General features: G+C 69.0%; 9 protein-coding genes and 3 pseudogenes. 9 read left to right on the top strand and 3 right to left on the bottom strand.

The window, feature by feature from the left end:
* Positions 1 to 171: 171 nt before the first annotated feature.
* Positions 172 to 1,704: a ShlB/FhaC/HecB family hemolysin secretion/activation protein gene (locus tag ACFJI0_RS11150; protein WP_382324955.1), complete on the top strand. Its 1,533-nt coding sequence runs from the start codon at positions 172 to 174 to the stop codon at positions 1,702 to 1,704.
* 4 nt (positions 1,705 to 1,708) lie between these two features.
* Here the strand turns inward: ACFJI0_RS11150 and ligA are convergent, their stop codons facing one another.
* From ligA to smc, 3 genes are read right to left on the bottom strand one after another with little or no spacing between them, the layout of a single operon-like run.
* Positions 1,709 to 3,781 (bottom strand): NAD-dependent DNA ligase LigA, encoded by a 2,073-nt coding sequence (gene ligA, locus ACFJI0_RS11155; protein WP_382324957.1) that lies wholly within the window; start codon positions 3,779 to 3,781, stop codon positions 1,709 to 1,711.
* Entirely contained in the window at positions 3,782 to 4,918 is a 1,137-nt protein-coding gene (locus ACFJI0_RS11160; RefSeq protein ID WP_382324959.1) for a cell division protein ZipA C-terminal FtsZ-binding domain-containing protein, read from the bottom strand.
* Positions 4,919 to 4,932: 14 nt separating this feature from the next.
* The gene (smc, locus tag ACFJI0_RS11165; protein WP_382324961.1) at positions 4,933 to 8,451 is read right to left on the bottom strand and encodes a chromosome segregation protein SMC; all 3,519 of its coding nucleotides are present in this window, start codon (positions 8,449 to 8,451) and stop codon (positions 4,933 to 4,935) included.
* A gap of 150 nt (positions 8,452 to 8,601) precedes the next feature.
* Between smc and dapC the strand changes: the two genes are divergently transcribed.
* The 8 genes and pseudogenes from dapC to bcsB all read left to right on the top strand — a co-directional run bounded on the left by dapC (position 8,602) and on the right by bcsB (position 18,897).
* Positions 8,602 to 9,825, top strand: coding sequence for a succinyldiaminopimelate transaminase (dapC, locus tag ACFJI0_RS11170; RefSeq protein ID WP_382324963.1), 1,224 nt, complete (start codon positions 8,602 to 8,604; stop codon positions 9,823 to 9,825).
* A 53-nt stretch (positions 9,826 to 9,878) separates the two neighbouring features.
* Positions 9,879 to 10,703, top strand: a complete 825-nt coding sequence (dapD, locus tag ACFJI0_RS11175) for a 2,3,4,5-tetrahydropyridine-2,6-dicarboxylate N-succinyltransferase (RefSeq protein ID WP_382324965.1) — start codon at positions 9,879 to 9,881, stop codon at positions 10,701 to 10,703.
* A 40-nt stretch (positions 10,704 to 10,743) separates the two neighbouring features.
* A pseudogene (locus ACFJI0_RS11180) lies at positions 10,744 to 11,905 on the top strand (PilT/PilU family type 4a pilus ATPase).
* 4 nt (positions 11,906 to 11,909) lie between these two features.
* Positions 11,910 to 13,083: pseudogene (gene dapE / locus ACFJI0_RS11185) on the top strand (succinyl-diaminopimelate desuccinylase).
* A gap of 7 nt (positions 13,084 to 13,090) precedes the next feature.
* On the top strand, positions 13,091 to 13,996 hold the full coding sequence (gene prmB / locus ACFJI0_RS11190; RefSeq protein WP_382324967.1) for a 50S ribosomal protein L3 N(5)-glutamine methyltransferase: 906 nt from the start codon (positions 13,091 to 13,093) through the stop codon (positions 13,994 to 13,996).
* Positions 13,993 to 16,000: pseudogene (locus ACFJI0_RS11195) on the top strand (ABC-F family ATP-binding cassette domain-containing protein). Before prmB ends, ACFJI0_RS11195 begins: the two are co-directional and overlap by 4 nt.
* A 107-nt stretch (positions 16,001 to 16,107) precedes the next feature.
* Positions 16,108 to 16,356, top strand: a complete 249-nt coding sequence (locus tag ACFJI0_RS11200; protein WP_382157725.1) for a GlsB/YeaQ/YmgE family stress response membrane protein — start codon at positions 16,108 to 16,110, stop codon at positions 16,354 to 16,356.
* A 399-nt stretch (positions 16,357 to 16,755) separates the two neighbouring features.
* Entirely contained in the window at positions 16,756 to 18,897 is a 2,142-nt protein-coding gene (gene bcsB / locus ACFJI0_RS11205) for a cellulose biosynthesis cyclic di-GMP-binding regulatory protein BcsB (protein ID WP_382324969.1), read from the top strand.
* The last annotated feature ends 24 nt before the right edge of the window (positions 18,898 to 18,921 follow it).

The following is an 18,921-nucleotide window of genomic DNA, read 5'->3' on the forward strand; positions in this document are numbered from 1 at the left end:
AGCACATGCCAAGCCAGTTCACGCGACCACTGCTGCTGGCGGGGGCCGCCTGGTGGGTGCGCAACGGGTGCGGGGGCGCAAGCCCTCGCCCCGGTCGGCAGCCCGCTGGACACCCTGCCCCGCCCCGCGCTGCCCACGCAGCCGGGCGCGGATGTGCGGGTGGACGTGGATGTGCAGGCCCCCGCCCCACCAGGCGCCGAGGTGTTGAACGCGCGGCTCACACCGCGCAAGTTCGACATCGAGGGCGTGCAGTCGATTCCCTTCGAGACGGTGGCCGCGCTGTTCGCGCCGCTGGCCGGGCAGTCGGTCACGGTGGGCGACATCGTGGCGCGCGCCCAGCAGGCGACCACGCTGTACCAGCAGCGCGGCTACGCGCTCTCGTTCTTCTTCGTGCCCAAGCAGGACTTCCAGCACGGCGTGGTGCGCGTGGTGGCCGTGGAAGGCCATGTGCAGACGGTGCGCATCGAAGGCCACCCCGGCAAGGCCGAGGCCCGGTTGCGCGAGATCGCCGAGCACATCCGCCATGAGAAGCCGCTGCGCACGGCCACTTTCGAACACTTCACCGCCCTGCTCGGCCGCCTGCCGGGCATGGGCATCCAGGCGCAGGTGCAACTGCCCACGAGCACCGACGGGGCCAGCACACTGGTCATCCAGGCGAACCAGAAGCCCTATGACGTCGCCGTGGGCCTGGAGACGCGCAAGCCGAATCCGCGCGCCGTGGTCACCGGCGTGCTGAACGATCCCCTCGTGGCCGGCAGCCAGCTCGGTGTCTCCACCCTGTTGTCCACGGCGGACAACGACCGGTACAACGCCCTGCACTACGAGCAAGTCCTCGGCAGCCGGGGATGGTCGGTCAGAGGGTCGCTTTCGCATTACCGGGGCGATCCCGACGAGCAACTCGGGGTGAGCAACCCGCTGCAGCGAAGAACCGAGGTCGAGCGGGCCGAACTCACGGCCAGCCTGCCGTTGAAACTGTCACGGGAAACCAGCTGGGCGGCCAGCACCGGGCTGTACGGCGTGAACACGCGCGACAGCCTCGCCAACCCCGCCAACGGCGCACAGCTGACCGACGACACCCAGGTGCGCGCCGTGTTCGGCCAGTTGAGCTACACCGCGCAGAAGCCCAACGACAGCGTGCAGCTCAACCTGCGGCTGACCCATGGCCTCTCGGGCCTCGGCGCCGACGCGGGCATCACCAGCAACGTGCCCGGGCTCTCAGGCCCCAGCGCGGTGAAGCTGGACTTCGCGCGCCTGCAGGCCGAGGCCAGCCACCAGCACCGCTTCGCCAACCGCTTCGGCACCGCGGTGTCCTTCGCCATGCAATACAGCCCGCACAACCTGCCCAGCAGCGAGAAGCTGTCCTTCGGCGGCAACCGTTTCGCGCGCGGCTACGGCGCCGGTGAAGCGGTGGGCGACTCGGGTTGGGGTCTGGGCCTGGAGCTCAACCGCGTGTTCGCGGTCGATGGCACCTGGTTGCGGCAGTGGCAACCCTACGTGCTGCTGGAGGCCGCCCGTGTGTACGCCCGCCTGGCCACGCCGGCACCTGCGCAGCTGAGTTCGGTCAGCCTGGGCCTGAGGCTGACCAACCACCGGCAGTACAACCTCGATCTGGCCGTGTCGAAGCCGACCGGGGACATGCCGCTGGAGAACACGCAGCGCCACTGGCGCGCGAACCTCACGCTGAGCTACCGGCTGGGCGAGTGAAGCGTCAGGCCTCGGTGCCCAGCATCGCCAGCATGGCCGCTTCGTCGATCACCGCCACGCCCAGCGTCTGCGCTTTCTCCAGCTTGCTGCCGGCTTCGGTGCCGGCCACCACGTAGTCGGTCTTCTTGCTCACCGAGCCGGCCACCTTGGCGCCCGCGGCTTCGAGCAGGTCCTTGGCCTGGTCTCGGCTGAGCGTGGGGAAGGTGCCGGTGAGCACGAAGGTCTTGCCGGCCAGGGGTTGCGGCGCGCGCGCGGCGGGCTCGCCCTCTTCCCAGCTCAGGCCGCAGGCGCGCAGCTGCTCCACCACTTCGCGGTTGTGCGGCTGTTCGAAGAAGGTGTGGATGCTCTGCGCCACCACCGGGCCCACGTCGTTGACCTCCGAGAGGGCTTCGACGCTGGCGTCCATGATGCGGTCGAGCTGGCCGAAGTGGCGCGCCAGTTCCTTGGCCGTGGCCTCGCCCACGTGGCGGATGCCCAGGCCGAAGAGGAAACGCGGCAGCGTGGTGCGCTTGGATTTCTCGAGCGCGGCCACGATGTTGTTGGCGGACTTCTCGGCCATGCGGTCCAGCCCGGCCAGGGCGGTGAAACCGAGTTTGTAGAGATCGGGCAGCGTCTTGATCAGGCCACTGTCGACCAGTTGCTCCACCAGCTTGTCGCCCAGGCCCTCGATCTCGACGGCCCGGCGGTGCGCGAAGTGCAGGATGGCCTCTTTGCGCTGCGCGGCACAGAACAGGCCCCCGGTGCAGCGGTGGTCGGCCTCGCCCTCTTCCCGCACCGCGTCGCTGCCGCACACCGGGCATTGGGCGGGCATGGTGAACGGCGGAGGATCGCCGACGCGCTTGTCGGTCAGCACCGAGACGACCTCGGGAATCACATCGCCCGCGCGGCGCACGATCACCGTGTCGCCCACGCGCACGTCCTTGCGGCGCGCCTCCATCTCGTTGTGCAAGGTGGCGTTCGTCACCGTGACACCACCCACGAACACGGGTGCCAGCTTGGCCACCGGCGTGAGCTTGCCGGTGCGGCCGACCTGCACGTCGATGGCCTGGACGGTGGTCAATTGTTCTTGCGCCGGGTACTTGTGCGCCACGGCCCAGCGCGGCTCGCGCGTGACAAAGCCCATCTGCTTCTGCCGCGCCAGGGAATCGACCTTGTAGACCACGCCGTCGATGTCGAACGGCAGCGTGTCGCGCAGTTCGCCGATGCGGCGGTGAAAGGCCACGAGCTCATCGGCACCGCGGCAGCGCGTGGTCTGTTCGGCGACCGGGAACCCCCAGGCCTTCAGGCGCATGAGCCAGTCGTACTGCGTCGCAGGCGGCTCGGCATCGCCCAGCACCTCGCCCCAGGAATAGGCGAAGAAGCTCAGGGGACGGTCGCGCGTGATCTTCGAGTCGAGTTGCCGCACGGCCCCGGCGGCGGCGTTGCGCGGATTGACGAAGGTCTTCTCGCCCTTCGCGCCACTGGCGATCTTCTCGCGCTGGCGTTCGTTGAGCCGCTCGAACTGGTCGCGGCGCATGTACACCTCGCCACGCACCTCGAGCACCTCCGGCACGCCCTCGGGCAGGCGCAGCGGGATCTGCCCGATGGTGCGCACGTTGTGGGTCACGTCCTCGCCGGTCTCGCCGTCACCGCGCGTGGCGGCCCGCACCAGCACGCCCTGCTCGTAGCGCAGGCTCATGGCCAGCCCGTCGAACTTCAGTTCGGCCAGGTAGTCGACGGGTGGATCGGTTTCGCTCAGCTTGAGCTCGCGCCGCACGCGCGCGTCGAAGGCCACCGCGCCCGTGGCTTCGGTGTCGGTCTCGGTGCGGATACTGAGCATCGGCACCGCGTGGCGCACGGGCACCAGTTCCTTCAGGATCGCACCGCCCACGCGCTGGGTCGGCGAGTCGGGCATGAGCAGTTCGGGGTGCGCGGCCTCGATGGCCTGCAGCTCGCGGAACAGCCTGTCGTACTCGGCGTCGGGGATCTCCGGTTCGTCGAGCGTGTAGTAGCGGTGGGCGTGGTGGTGCAGTTGCGCGCGCAATTCGGCGGCGCGCGCGGCCGGCGACGGCGGCTCGGCAAACAGGTCAGCGGTCATTTAGGAGAAGAGTCGGCGCGCCTGCGGGGAACCGGCGGACAGGTCGCGGCTGTCGAGCGCGTCGTACAGGCTTTCGAGGTCGGCACCGATGCGGTCCATGGTGTCGGTGGACAGCGGCTGGCCGCCGTCGTCGGTGACGACGCCTTCCATGGCCTCGGCCAGCGCCGTGGCGGCCTGGCGCATGCGCACAAAGGGTTGTTCGCTGCGCGGCACGTGCGTGACTTCGAGCGAGAGCGCGATCTCGCGCAGGGCGGTCTGTTCGGGGTCTTCGGCCATGGCGGCCTGCGGGTCGAACATGAGGCTGAGGATCGGTGCCTGGCCGCTCTGGCTGCCCGAGAGCACCATGCGCCCGGGCAGGGCCCCCGCGACGAAGCCGAGCTTGGACGCGTGCTGCGCGACATAGCCCGGGCTCCAGGCAGTGCGGCGCGCGCGCAGCGTGAAGCCCAGCTGGGCATCGTGCCCACTGGCGAAGGCATCCAGCTCGCGGGCCCGGGCCACCTCGGCGCGCATGTCGGGGAAATCGGGCGAGGCGCCGACCGCGTCGGCGAAGGCCTGGGCCTTCACCACGAATTCGGAGAACTCGATGTCGTTGAGCGGCCCCGAGCGGTTGGCCAGTTGCACGCCGGCCTGCAGCGCGCGGTAGCGCTGGCCCAGGCGGGGGCTTTCCCATTCGCCGGTGGTCTCGCTCTGGCCTTCCACGGCAAACGGTTTGCTGCCCACGCGCCGCGTGCCCGGCAGAGCCGCCAGCAAGGCGTCGCCAGAGACCTCGTGCTCCAGCAGCAGCGGCGCGATGATGTCGATCAGCGCGTCCAGGCCCGGGCGCTTCTCGAGCGGCTGGGTCATCAGGGGGTTGAGGCTCACCGCCGCGGCCGCTTGCGCGATCGCCGCCGGATCGGGCGGCGCGGGGGCACCTGGCATGTCGCCGAGCACCGGGTCGATGCGCTGGATCTCGTGCTCGGAGAGGTCGGCCGGCGTGTAAGGCAGGGTCTCGTCGCCAGCCACTTCGTCGCGCGGCGCCTCGCTGCGTTCGCGGGCCGTGCGCGGCGCGCTGCGGCTGGTCGTCCAGGCGTTGTAGGCCACCAGGCCCGCCAGTACGAGACCGCCCATGACGGCCAGACCGATTTGCAATGTGCTCATGGTGTGGAGTGTGATCAGGTGGGTTCGAGCATGCCGGCGGCCGATTCCATGTCCACCGCCACGATGCGGGAGACGCCCTGCTCCTGCATGGTCACGCCGATCAACTGCTCGGCCATTTCCATGGCGATCTTGTTGTGGCTGATGAACAGGAACTGGGTTTCCTTGGCGATGGCGGTCACCAGTTTCGCATAGCGTTCGGTGTTGGCGTCGTCCAGCGGCGCGTCCACCTCGTCCAGCAGACAGAACGGCGCGGGGTTGAGCTGGAAGATGGCGAACACCAGCGCGATGGCGGTCAGCGCCTTCTCGCCGCCCGAGAGCAGGTGGATGGTCTGGTTCTTCTTGCCGGGCGGCTGCGCCATCACCTGCACGCCGGCATCGAGGATCTCCTCACCGGTCATCACCAGCCTGGCGTTGCCGCCCCCGAACAGCTCGGGGAACATTCGGCCGAAGTGGCCGTTGACGGTCTCGAAGGTGCTGCCCAGCAGTTCGCGGGTTTCGTTGTCGATCTTCTTGATCGCGTCTTCCAGCGTGTTCATGGCCTCGACCAGGTCGGCCGATTGCGCGTCGAGGAAGGTCTTGCGCTCGCGCGCCGCGGTGAGTTCATCGAGCGCGGCGAGGTTGACCGCGCCGAGCGACTGGATCTCGCGGTGCAGGCGGTCGATCTCGCCCTGCAGGCCAGCGAGCCGCACATTGCCTTCGGTGATGCTTTGCGCCACCGCCGCCAGATCGGCCTGGGCCTCTTCGAGCAACTGGCTGTACTGCTCCACGCCCAGGCGGGCGGCCTGCTCCTTGAGCTGGAAATCGGTGATGCGGTTGCGCAGCGGTTCGAGTTCGCGTTCCAGCTGCAGGCGGCGCTCGTCGCTGGCGCGCAGCTTGGCGGTAAGTTCGTCGTACTGGCTGCGCAGCGCCCCCAGGGCCTGCTCGCGCTCCAGCTTCATGGCCAGGGCGTTCTGCAGACCGGCCTGGGCCGCCGCGTCGTTCAGCCGGGCGAGTTCGTCGCTGGCGCGCTGCTGCTCGTCCGCCAGCGATTTTTCCTGGGTGGCCGCGGTTTCCATGGCGCGCTGCAGCTCGCTCTGGCGCGCCTGCAGACTGCGCAGCGCGAAGACGGCTTCCTGCGCGGTGCGCTCCAGCGAGCGCTGCTGCTCGCGCGCCTGGTTCAGCGCGCGCTCGGCTTCGATCACCTTGTCGTCGAACTGTGCGTGGCGCTCCTGGCTGTCGGCCAGCTGCATGTCCAGCTCTTCGAAGCGGGCCTCGGCCGTCACGCGGCGCTCCTGCAGCTCGTCGAGCTGGGCGTCCACTTCGGCCAGGTCGGCGCCGATCTGCTCGCTGCGCGCGCGGGTCTGTTCGGCCAGCTGTGTCAGGCGCAGGGCTTCCACCTGCAGCTCGTGCGCTCGGCTGCGCGACTCGGCGGCGTCGCGGCGCGCGCTCACCAGGCGCTGCGAAGCGTCGGTGTAGGCCGCCTCGGCGCGGATCAGGGATGAGCGCGCCTGCTCGGCGATCAGCACCTGGGCCTTGAGCTGCTTGTCGATGTTCTCGATTTCCTGGGCCCGCGCCAGCAGGCCGGCCTGCTCGCTGTCGGGCGCGTAGAAGCTCACGCTGTGCGCCGTGACGGCGTGGCCGCTGGCGACGAAGATCAACTCGCCGGCCTGCAGCTGCGCGCGCTGGGCCAGCGCCTCTTCCAGGCTGGACGCCGTCAGGCAGCCGTGCAGCCACTCGGCCAACAGCGCCTGTTGGCCGGCGTCGTTCAGGCGCAGCCATTGCACCAGGGGTTTGAGGCCGGTGGCGCTGCTGCTCGCGGCCGCACCAGGCGGTGGGCTGTAGAAGGCCAGCTTGGCCGGTGGCGCGTCGTTGCCGAAGGCGCGCACCATGTCCAGGCGAGACACCTCCAGCGCACTCAGGCGTTCGCGCAGCGCGGCTTCCAGGGCGTTTTCCCAGCCGGTTTCGATGTGGATGCGGCTCCACAAACCCTGCAGGCTGTCCAGGCCGTGCTTGGCCAGCCAGGGCTTCAACTTGCCGTCGGTCTTGACCTTGTCCTGCAGCGCCTTGAGCGCCTCCATGCGGGCCGACAGGTCGGCCTGCTTCGCGGACTCCTGGTTCACCGCCTGCTGCGCGGCGCGGCGCGCCTCGTCGAGCTGGGGCACGCTGTCCTGCAGCTCGTGCAGCACGGCGTCGTTGAGTTCGGCGGTCTCCTGCGCGCTGGCCAGCTGGGTCTGGGCACTGAGCAGGCGCGCCTCGTCGGGCGCGGCCAGGGCATTGCGGTCGGCCACCAGGCGCTCGCGGCGCTGGTTGAGCGTGCGGCTCTGTTCTTCGACGTTGCGCTGCTCGGCGGCCAGCACCTGGATCTGCTGCTGCACCTGCGTGACGCTGGCGCGCTGCTCGTTGGCCCGGGTCTGGGCCTGGCGCAGGTGGTCTTCCAGCGCGGGCAAGGCGCCCGACTGCTCTTCGCCCTGCGCGGCCAGCACGATCGACTGGTCCTCGGCCTGCACCATGGACTCGGCGAGCTGCTCCAGCTCCACCGCCGCGTCCTGGCTGCGCGTGGCCCAGGAGCCCATCTGTTCTTTCAGCTGCACCAGGCGCTGTTCGACGCGCTGGCGACCCTCGACCACGAAGCGGATCTCGGCCTCGAGCTTGCCGACCTCGGCACTGGCCTCGTACAGCTTGCCCTGGGCCTGGTTCACCTGGTCACCGGCCGCGTAATGGGCCTGGCGGATGGTTTCGAGCTCGGATTCGATGCGGCGCAGGTCGGCGGTGCGCGATTCGAGGTCGTTGACCGCCTGGGCGGCATCGGTCTTCACCTTGACCTGGTCCGACTCGGCCTCGCTGCGCTTGAGGAACCACAGCTGCTGCTGCTTGAGCGTGGCGCTGGCCTGCAGGTGGTTGTAGCGCGCGGCCACCTCGGCCTGTTTCTCCAGCTTGTCGAGGTTGGCGTTGAGCTCGCGCAGGATGTCTTCCACCCGCGTGAGGTTTTCGCGCGTGTCGGCCAGGCGGTGCGCGGTCTCGCGGCGGCGTTCCTTGTACTTGGAAACCCCGGCGGCTTCCTCCAGGAACAGGCGCAATTCTTCGGGCTTGCTCTCGATGATGCGGCTGATGGTGCCTTGGCCAATGATGGCGTAGGCGCGCGGGCCCAGGCCGGTGCCCAGGAACACGTCCTGCACGTCGCGGCGGCGCACCGGCTGGTTGTTGATGTAGTAGCTGCTGGTGCCGTCGCGCGTGAGCACGCGCTTGACCGCGATCTCGCCGAACTGGCCCCACTGGCCGCCCGCACGGTGGTCGCTGTTGTCGAACACCAGTTCGACGCTGGAACGGCTGGCGGGCTTGCGCGAGGTCGTGCCGTTGAAGATCACGTCCTGCATGGATTCGCCGCGCAGCTCGGAGGCCTTGGACTCGCCCAGCACCCAGCGCACCGCGTCCATGATGTTGGACTTGCCGCAGCCGTTGGGCCCGACCACACCCACGAGCTGGCCCGGGAGCATGAAGTTGGTGGGTTCGGCGAAGGACTTGAAGCCGGAGAGCTTGATCGAGTTGAGACGCACGCTGGGAGGCCCCCTGGCATAGCCAAGTGTTTGATTTCAAAGGCATTTCCTCCATCGCAGGCGCGATGGAGGGGTGGCTGATGATACCGTGCATGCGCCCCGGGGTACGGTACGGTGCACCCTTTGCGCCAAGCCCGATAATCGTCGGCCATGAACCCCTTGCTCTCGCGCCTGCAGCCCTACCCCTTCGAGCGGCTGCGCAAGCTCTTTGCCGACATCACCCCCAACCCCGCCCTGCGCCCCATCAGCCTGGGCATCGGCGAGCCCAAGCACGCCGCGCCCGATTTCCTGAAACAGGCCCTGGCCGCCTCGCTCGACACCGGATTGAGCAGCTACCCCGCCACGGCGGGCACGCCGGCGCTGCGCGAGGCCTGTGCCGCCTGGGTGCAGCGGCGCTACGGCGTGGCGCTGGACGCGGCCACCCAGGTGCTGCCCGTCAATGGCTCGCGCGAGGCGCTGTTCGCGTTCGCGCAGACCGTGATCGACCCGACGCGCCCGGGCGCCACCGTGGTGATGCCCAACCCGTTCTATCAAATCTACGAAGGCGCGGCCTTCCTGGGCGGTGCCGAGCCGCACTACGTGGCCTGCGACCCCGCGCGCAACTTCGCGGCCGACTGGGACAGCGTGCCCGAGGCGGTCTGGGCGCGCACGCAACTGCTGTTCGTGTGCTCGCCCGGCAACCCCGCTGGGGCCGTGATGCCGCTGGACGAATGGCAGCGCCTGTTCGAGCTGAGCGACCGCCACGGCTTCGTGATCGCCTCCGACGAGTGCTACAGCGAGATCTACTTCCGCGACGACGCCCCGCTGGGCGGCCTGGAAGCCGCGCAACGCCTGGGCCGCACCGACTTCCGCCGCCTGATGATGTTCACCAGCCTGTCCAAGCGCAGCAACGTGCCGGGCCTGCGCAGCGGCTTCGTGGCGGGCGACGCCTCGCTGATCAAGCCCTTCCTGCTCTACCGCACCTACCACGGTGGCGCCATGAGCCCGGTGGTGCAGGCGGCCAGCGTGGCGGCCTGGGGCGATGAAGACCACGTCGTGGACAACCGGCGCCAGTACCGCGAGAAATTCGCCCAGGTCACGCCGCTGCTGGCCCAGGTGCTCGACGTGGCCCTGCCCGACGCCTCCTTTTACCTGTGGGCCGCCGTGCCAGCCTCGTTTGCCGACGCCGCGGCCGGCCTCAGCGCCGACGAGGCTTTCGCCCGCGAGCTGCTGGCTCAATACAATGTGACGGTGCTGCCCGGCAGCTACCTGGCCCGCGAGGTCGGCGGCGTGAACCCGGGCACCGGCCGCGTGCGCATGGCCCTGGTGGCCGAACCCGCCGAATGCCTGGAAGCCGCCGGGCGCATCCAGGCCTTCCTGTCGCGCCGCGCCTGACGCGGCGCCCTCCCGCTTTCTCTCCTTTTCTTCACCCTTGCTCCTCTGAGACCATGACCCAACAACTGCAAACCCTGATCGACAACGCCTGGGACAACCGTGCCGAACTCTCCCCCGCCTCCGCTCCCAAGGAAGTGGTGGACGCGGTGGAGCATGTGATCTCCGAGCTCAACAACGGCAAGCTGCGCGTGCGCACGCGCGAAGGCGTGGGCCAGTGGACGGTGCACCAGTGGATCAAGAAGGCCGTGCTGCTCTCCTTCCGCCTGAAGGACAACGAAGTCATGCGCGCCGGCGACCTCGGCTTCTTCGACAAGGTCAAGACCAAGTTCGCCCACCTGAGCGAAGCCGAGATGAAGGCCACCGGCGTGCGTGTGGTGCCGCCGGCCGTGGCCCGCCGCGGCAGCTACATCGCCAAGGGCGCGATCCTCATGCCCAGCTACGTGAACATCGGCGCCTACGTGGACGAGAACACCATGGTCGACACCTGGGCCACGGTGGGCTCCTGCGCGCAGATCGGCAAGAACGTGCACCTCTCGGGCGGCGTGGGCATCGGCGGCGTGCTGGAGCCGCTGCAGGCCGGCCCCACCATCATCGAAGACAACTGCTTCATCGGCGCCCGCTCCGAAGTCGTCGAAGGCGTGGTGATCGAGGAGAACTCGGTCATCTCCATGGGCGTGTACATCGGCCAGAGCACCCCGATCTACGACCGCGCCACGGGCGAGGTGAGCTACGGCCGCGTGCCGGCCGGCTCGGTCGTGATCAGCGGCAACCTGCCCAAGGACGGCGGCAAGTACAGCCTGTACGCGGCGATCATCGTCAAGCGCGTGGATGCGCAGACCCGCGCCAAGACCAGCCTGAACGACCTCCTGCGCGATTGAGGCGGCAGCGGCGGCCCGGAGCAACCCACAGGGAGATGGCATGAGCAGCGGAACGATGGAGCGCATCCTGCGCCTGATGGCCGACAAGAAGGCCTCGGACGTGTACCTGACGGCGCACGCGCCGGCCATGATCAAGATCAACGGCCAGACCATCCCCGTCAACAGCCAGGTGCTGCCGCCGGAGGCGCCGCGCAACCTGCTGGCCGAGATCGTGCCGCCCACCCGCATGGAAGAGCTGCAGGAAACCGGCGAGCTCAACATGGCCGTGCCGCTGGAGAACCTGGGCAACTTCCGCGTCAGCGCGTTCCGCCAGCGCGGCCACGTCGCGGTGGTGATCCGCTTCGTGTCGAGCGAGATCCCCCCGCTGGACTCGCTCAACGTGGCGCCGGTGCTGGCCGATCTCATCATGGAAAAACGCGGGCTCATGCTCATGGTCGGCGCCACCGGCGCGGGCAAGAGCACCACGCTGGCGGCCATGATCGACCACCGCAACGAGCGCGCCACGGGCCACATCCTGACGATCGAAGACCCGATCGAATACGTCTACCGCAACAAGAAGTCGGTGGTGAACCAGCGCGAGATCGGGCCTGACACCGCCTCGCTCCAGGTCGCCCTGAAGAACGCCTTGCGCCAGGCGCCGGACGTGATCCTGATCGGCGAGATCCGCGACCGCGAGACCATGTCGGCCGCCATTTCCTACGCGCAGTCAGGCCACCTGTGCCTGGCGCACGCTGCACGCCAGCAACAGCTACCAGGCGCTCAACCGCATCCTGAGCTTCTACCCGGTCGAGGTGCGCCCCACGTTGTTGGGCGACCTGGCCGCCGCGCTGCGTGCCATCGTCTCGCAACGCCTGCTGCGCACCCACACCGGTGGGCGCGTGCCGGCGACGGAGGTGATGCTCAACACCTCGCTGATTGCCGACCTGATCCAGAAGGCCGACTTTTCGGGTGTGCGCGAAGCCATGGAGAAGTCGCTGGCCGAAGGCTCGCAAAGCTTCGAGCAGGACCTGGCCCGCCTGATCAACGATGGCCTGGTCGCGCGCAACGAGGGCCTGGCCCACGCCGATTCGCCCAACAACCTGCTCTGGCGCCTGCAGAACGACTTCAACGCCACCAAGGCGAGCGAAGCCGCGCAGGCCAGCGAAGAGGACGGGGGCGACAGCGCCACCTTCACCGAGTTCACGCTCGACGTCAAATTCTGATCCGATGACCGATACCCTGCGCCTGACCGAAGCCCTGATCGCCTGCCCCTCCGTCACCCCCCGCGACGAAGGTTGCCAGGCGCTGATCGGCGCGCGGCTGGCGCGGCTGGGCTTCGCGTGCGAGACCATCGAGAGCGGCCCGGCCGACTTTCGTGTGACCAACCTCTGGGCCCGCCTGGGCCAGGGCCGGCGGCCCACCCTGGTGTTCGCCGGCCACACCGACGTGGTGCCCACCGGCCCGCTGACCGCCTGGGCCAGCGACCCCTTCGTGCCCAGCCACCGCGACGGCAAGCTGTTCGGCCGGGGCACGGCCGACATGAAGACCTCGCTGGCGGCCATGGTTGTGGCCTGCGAAGAGTTCGTGGCCGCGAACCCGGCGCCCGCCATCGACGTGGCCTTCCTGCTCACCAGCGACGAGGAAGGCCCGGCGCTGGACGGCACGGTGATCGTCTGCAATGCCCTCCAACAGCGCGGCGAGCGGCTGGACTGGTGCATCGTGGGTGAGCCGACCTCGGTCGAGCGCACCGGCGACATGATCAAGAACGGGCGCCGCGGGACCATGAGCGGCAAGCTCACCGTCAAGGGCATCCAGGGCCACATCGCCTACCCCCACCTGGCGAAGAACCCGATCCACCTCGCCGCCCCCGCGCTGGCCGAACTCGCGGCCACCGTGTGGGACGGTGGCAATGAATTCTTCCCGCCCACCAGCTGGCAGATCAGCAACATCCATGGCGGCACCGGCGCGAGCAATGTGATCCCGGGCACGGTGGTGATCGATTTCAATTTCCGTTTCTCCACCGAGTCCACGCCCGAGGGCCTTCAGCAGCGGGTCGGCGAGCTGCTGCAGCGCCACGGCCTGCAGCCCGGCGCCGACTTCGACCTCGACTGGACGCTCGGAGGCCGGCCCTTCCTCACGCCACCGGGCACGCTGGTCGATGCGGTGCGCGCGGCCATCCACGACGAGGTCGGCGCTGCGCACCACGCTGTCCACCACCGGCGGCACCAGCGATGGCCGCTTCATCGCGCAGGTCTGCCCGCAGGTGATCGAGCTGGGCCCGCCCAATGCCACCATCCACAAGATCGACGAGCACGTGGCCGTGGCCGACATCGAACCGCTCAAGAACATCTACCGCCGCACGCTGGAGCATCTCGACGCCCAGGCCCGTGCGCCTGCTTGAGCCCACCGTGAACCTGAACGAACTCCTCATCCAAGCCCGTCAACGCCTGGAGGCCGCGCAGCTGGCCTATGGCCATGGCACGACCAACGCCCAGGACGAGGCCGCCTGGCTGGTGCTCTGGCAACTCGGCCTGCCGCTGGACAGCGACCTGGAAACCCTGGCCAGGCGCCGCGTGACGGCCGAAGAACAATCCGCCGTGCTGGCCCTGATCCAGCGCCGCATCGACACGCGCGAACCCGCGGCCTACCTCACCGGCGAGGCCTGGCTGCAGGGCGTGCCGTTCTACGTGGACCGGCGGGCCATCGTGCCACGCAGCTTCATCGCCGAACTGCTGGCCGAAGGGTCGATCGACCCCTGGCTGGACGAGCGGTCCCGCGATGTGCTCGACCTGTGCACCGGCAACGGCAGCCTGGCCGTGCTCGCCGCCATGGCCTACCCCGATGTGCGCGTCACCGGCGCCGACATTTCGCCCGATGCGCTGGCCGTGGCCCGCATCAACGTCGATCGGCATGGGCTGCAGCACCGCATCCGGCTGGTCGAGTCCGATGGGCTGGCCGCCTGCCGCGGCCCCTGGGACCTGATCCTGTGCAACCCACCCTACGTGAGCGCGCAGAGCATGGCCACGCTGCCGCCCGAGTACCTGGCCGAGCCCGGTCTGGCGCTCGACGGCAACACGGCCGGCAGCCGCGACGGCATGGACTTCGTGCGCGCCCTGCTGCGCGGCGCGGCCCGCTGCCTGAAACCCGACGGTGTGCTGGTGCTTGAGATCGGCAACGAACGCGAGCACTTCGAAGCGGCCTTCCCTCAGCTCGAAGCCATCTGGCTCGAAACCAGCGCAGGCGACGACCAGGTCCTGCTGCTCACCCTTGAATCCCTTTTGGCGCTGCCCATCTCGCAGGCGCCCGCTCCATGATCACTTTGAAGAATGTTGTCCTTCGCCGCGGGGCGAAGGTCTTGCTCGATGGCGCCTCCTGCACCATCAACCCGGGAGAAAAAGTCGGCCTGGTGGGCCGCAACGGCGCCGGCAAGTCCAGCCTGTTCCGCCTGCTCGATGGCACGCTGCACGAAGACAAGGGGGACTTCTACGTGCCCCCGCAATGGCGCATGGCGCAGGTCGCGCAGGACATGCCCGAGACCGACATGTCCGCCACGCAGTTCGTCATCGAAGGCGACTCCACGCTGCTGAAAGCCCAGCAGGAAGTGACTGCCGCCGAAGACAGCGGTGACGGCGAGCGCATGGCCCACGCCTACATGGCCTTGCACGATGCCGGCGCGCACGACGCGCCCGCGCGCGCGCAGGCCCTGATCCTCGGCCTGGGTTTTCGCACCGACGAACTCGAGCGCCCGGTCGACAGCTTCTCCGGCGGCTGGCGCATGCGCCTGCAGCTCGCGCGCGCCCTCATGTGCCCCAGCGAGCTGCTGCTGCTCGACGAACCCACCAACCACCTGGACCTCGATGCCCTGGTCTGGCTCGAAGCCTGGCTCAAGCGCTACGACGGCACCCTGCTCGTGATCAGCCACGACCGCGAGTTCCTCGACGCCATCACCAACGTCACCGTGCACATCGAGCGCGCGCTGCTCAACCGCTATGGCGGCAACTACAGCCGCTTCGAGGACATGCGCGCCGAGCAGATGGCGCTGCAGGCCACGTCGTACGCGCGCCAGCAGGAGAAGATGGCCCACCTGCAGAAGTTCATCGACCGCTTCAAGGCCAAGGCCAGCAAGGCCAAGCAGGCGCAGAGCCGGGTCAAGGCGCTGGAGCGCATGGAGAAGATCGGGCCGGTGCTGGCCGAGGCCGACTTCAACTTCGAGTTCAGCGAACCGCAGAACCTGCCCAACCCCATGCTGGCCATGGAAGGCGTCACCTTCGGCTACCCGCCGCGCGAGCCCGGCGGCGAGCCGGTGGCCATCGTGCGCGGCATCAGCCGCTCGGTGCTGGCCGGCCAGCGCATCGGCATCCTGGGCGCCAACGGCCAGGGCAAGTCCACGGTGGTCAAGACCATCGCCCGCGATCTGCAGGCGCTGGCGGGCCAGATCACCGAAGGCAAGGGCCTCAACATCGGCTACTTCGCCCAGCAGGAACTCGACGTGCTGCGCCCCGCCGACACCCCGCTGGAGCACATGATCCGCCTGGTGCGCGACTGCACCGCGCAAGGGCGCCTGAGCGGACAGCCCACGCGCGAGCAGGACCTGCGCAGCTTCCTGGGCAACTTCAACTTCACGGGCGACCAGGTCAAGCAGAGCGTGGGCAGCATGAGCGGCGGCGAGAAGGCGCGGCTGGTGCTGTGCATGATCGTCTGGCAGCGCCCCAACCTGCTGCTGCTCGACGAGCCCACCAACCACCTGGACCTGGCCAGCACGCGAAGCCCTGTCCGTGGCGCTCAATGAGTTCGAAGGCACCGTCATGCTGGTCAGCCACGATCGTGCCCTGCTGCGCGCCGTGTGCGACGAGTTCTGGCTGGTCTCGCGCGGAGGCATCGAACCCTTCGATGGCGACCTCGACGACTACCAGCGCTACCTGCTCGACGTCGCCAAACAATCGCGCGAGGCGCAACGCCAGGAGCAGCGTGGGCAGTCGCGCAGCCCCGCGCCGCCGCCCGCAGCCGCTCCGGTGGCTGCCCCCAAGGCGTCCGAGCCCGCTCGCACGCCGGAACAGAAGCGCCAGGACGCGCAGCGCCGCCAGCAGGTGGCCGAAAAGACCAAGCCCTTGAAGAAGGAGCTCGAACAGACCGAGAAGCGCATGGCGCAACTCGCCCAGGAGAAAACGCGCCTGGAAGCCGCCATGAGCCAGCCCGCCAGCCCGACCGACATCGCCGAATCGGGCCGCCGCCTCAAGGCCGTGAACGACGAGAACGACACGCTGGAGGCGCGCTGGCTGGAACTGCACGAGGCGATCGAGGCGGCGGCAGGCGCCTGAGCCGGGCGGGACAACCCTGTAGACCCTGGCGGGAGGCCCTGGAGTATCCTGTGCAGGCCGGTCAAGCGGACCGGCCTTTCTCACACAAACCAGGAGGGTCCCTCAACATGATGTCCATTCTCGGCACGCTTTTCATCGGTCTCATTGCCGGCTTCATTGCCCGCGCGCTCAAGCCCGGCGACGATGGCATGGGCTGGATCATGACCGCCATCCTCGGTGTGGCAGGCGCCTTCGTCGCCGGCTACCTGGGCTCCGCGCTCGGCTTCTACCAACAGGGCGAACCGGTAGGCTTCATCGCCTCCGTCATCGGTGCGATCCTGCTGCTGGTGATCTACGGCCTCTTCAAGAAGAAGTGAACCTCACCGGCCCATCGCGGCTGGCATGCCCCCCCACGTCTCCACCACCGGATCTGGCACGGTCGTCGGGTGTGGAGGCCGTGGCTGGGAGACTCAAAAGTGCGTTTGGGCCATGAAAACAAGCGCCTGAATCCCGAATAGGAGCGCTTCATTCTCCTGTGACTGCTGTGCGCATGGCCTGCGATATGGTTCGCAGCCATTCGCCCCATGCCCCAGCGTCCAGTGCCCCTCCTCCTCGCCGCTCCCACCCCGTTTCCCCGTTCCATCCCCGTTTCCACTTTCGCCCGCGGCCTACGACTGGCACTCGTGCTCGCCGGCATCTGGGCTGTCTTGCAGGGCCCTGCCTGGGCCCAGCAGCCCCCTTCTCCCCCAGCTGAGAACACCGACGCCTGGCGCACCGTGCAACTGCCTTTGCGGCAGCTCACGGGCAACCGCCTGACGCTTCGGGGCGCGCACAGCGAGCAACGCATCCATCTGGGCGTGCGGCTCGATGAAATGGTGGTGCGCGCCCGCCTGAACCTCGCAGTCACGCCCTCCCCGGCCCTGCTGCCCACCCTGTCCCACCTTCAGGTCCGCCTCAACGACAAGCTGTTGTCCGTCGTTCCCATTCGCGCGGACCACGCGGGTGAGCGGATCGTGCGGACCATCGAGCTCGACCCGCGTCTGTTCGTGGACGACAACTGGCTCAGCCTGCGCCTGGTCGGGCACTACACCCTGGCGTGCGAAGACCCGCTGCACAACAGCCTGTGGGCCGAAGTGGATGTGGACGCGACGGGCTTCGAACTCGCGATCCGACCGCTCGCCCTGGAAGACGAGCTGGCCCTGTTTCCCGCGCCCTGGTTCGATCGCCGTGGCGCCGGCCGTGTCGAGGTGCCCATGGTTCTCGGGCCCCAGCCGGGCCACGACCGCCTGAGCACCGCGTCCATCATCGCCTCGTGGCTGGGCTCGCTCGCGGGGGAGCGCGGCGCGGTCTTCCCGGTGCGGCGCGACCGCCTGCCCAATCGCCATGCCATCGTGCTGGTCAGCCCGCAACAACCAGGCCCCGAAGGCCTTGAACTGCCCGAGGCACTGGGCCCCACGGTGCGGCTGATGCGCCATCCGAAACTGCCCCACGTCAAACTGCTGGTGCTGCAAGGGCGCAACGAGCAGGAGCTCCGCACGGCGGCCCTGGGCCTGATCCTCGGCCGCCAGGCCATGAGCGGGAGCACGGCCCTGGTTCACGAGCTGGCGCCGATCCCCGTCCGCCCGCCCTATGACGCGCCCAACTGGGTCGCCACGGACAAGCCCGTGCGCCTGGGGGAGCTGGTGCCGGAGCGCGCCGCGCTCCAGCTCCAGGGCGCCCATCCCGACGCCGTGCGGGTGCGCTGGCGCACGCCGCCGGATCTCTGGCAAGGCCCCGGCCGCAGCGCGCTGCTGAACCTGCGCTACCACACCGCCGTGCCCGCGCCAACGGACAACGCGCTCATGAGCCTGGCGCTCAACGACAGCTTCGTGCGCGCCTGGCGCCTGGCCGCCGCTTCTTCCTCAGACGCCCTGGGCGGGCTGGGCCGATGGCTGGGCAACGCGGACGAGGCGTCGGGGTCGGTGCGCGTGAAGCTGCCCGAGTTCCAGCCACGACAAAGCAACACGCTCGAAGTGCAACTGCCACTGGGCATGAAGCCCCAGGCCGGCGACTGCGCCTGGCGCGCCGAGTCCACCCGGGCCTCGGTGGACGCCGAGTCCACGCTGGATTTCTCGGCACTGCCGCATTTTCTGCAGATGCCCGATCTGGCGGCTTTCGCGGGATCGGGCTTTCCCTTCACGCGGTACGCGGATCTGGCACAAACCGCCATCGTGCTGCCCTCACAACCCGACGACCACGAGATCGAGACCCTGCTGGCGGTGATGGGCAGTTTCGGCCGCTGGACCGGCACGCCCGCCTGGCACTTCGAGATCACCACGCCCGACAGGCTTGAACAGGTCCATGACCGCGACCTCCTGCTGATCGGTGGGCCGCAGTTGCACACCTTGCTCAAGCGTTGGCAGAAGGGCCCGATGCTTGCGCTCGACGCCCATCGCAGGGACACGCGCGGTCCGGCCACTCAGGTGGCCGGCTGGCGATCCTGGCTGCACCCTGCCCGCGAAGGCGCCGACACGCCGGCGAGCCCATCGCTGGCCCCACTCCAGGTGGAGGCACCTGGCAGCCTGGCGGTGATCGCCGGCTTTGAGTCGCCCCTGCAGGCCGGCCGATCGGTGGTGGCCTTGAGCAGCGACCAGACCCGGGGCCTGAACTGGATATCGGCCGCCCTGCTCGAGTCCGCGCAAGCGGCACAGATTCAGGGGGGCTCACCGTGGTTCGCGAGCAGGAGGTGCGGTCCTATGAGGGTGCGTCCGTCTATCACACCGGCCAGCTTCCCTGGGCGGCACGCATGTCCCTGTTCCTGTCCATGCATCCGTGGCTGGCGGCCGCGGCCCTGGCCCTGGCATTGGGCCTGCTGGTATGGGCGGCCCGCATCCGCCTCAAGCTGTACGCCGCGCGGCGCCTCAAGACCACCAGGGTGACACCGACCGAGCCATGACACCACC

Origin of the sequence: Hydrogenophaga sp. UC242_53 (assembly GCF_042696965.1) — a bacterium.
Lineage (GTDB): Bacteria > Pseudomonadota > Gammaproteobacteria > Burkholderiales > Burkholderiaceae_C > Hydrogenophaga.

What these genes read in the sequence shown, in the direction of transcription:
- dapC (WP_382324963.1), top strand. Translation starts at nt 8,602, where the DNA reads ATGAACCCCTTGCTCTCGCGCCTGCAGCCCTACCCCTTCGAGCGGCTG.
- ligA (WP_382324957.1), bottom strand. Translation starts at nt 3,781, where the DNA reads ATGACCGCTGACCTGTTTGCCGAGCCGCCGTCGCCGGCCGCGCGCGCC.
- ACFJI0_RS11200 (WP_382157725.1), top strand. Translation starts at nt 16,108, where the DNA reads ATGATGTCCATTCTCGGCACGCTTTTCATCGGTCTCATTGCCGGCTTC.
- ACFJI0_RS11160 (WP_382324959.1), bottom strand. Translation starts at nt 4,918, where the DNA reads ATGAGCACATTGCAAATCGGTCTGGCCGTCATGGGCGGTCTCGTACTG.
- dapD (WP_382324965.1), top strand. Translation starts at nt 9,879, where the DNA reads ATGACCCAACAACTGCAAACCCTGATCGACAACGCCTGGGACAACCGT.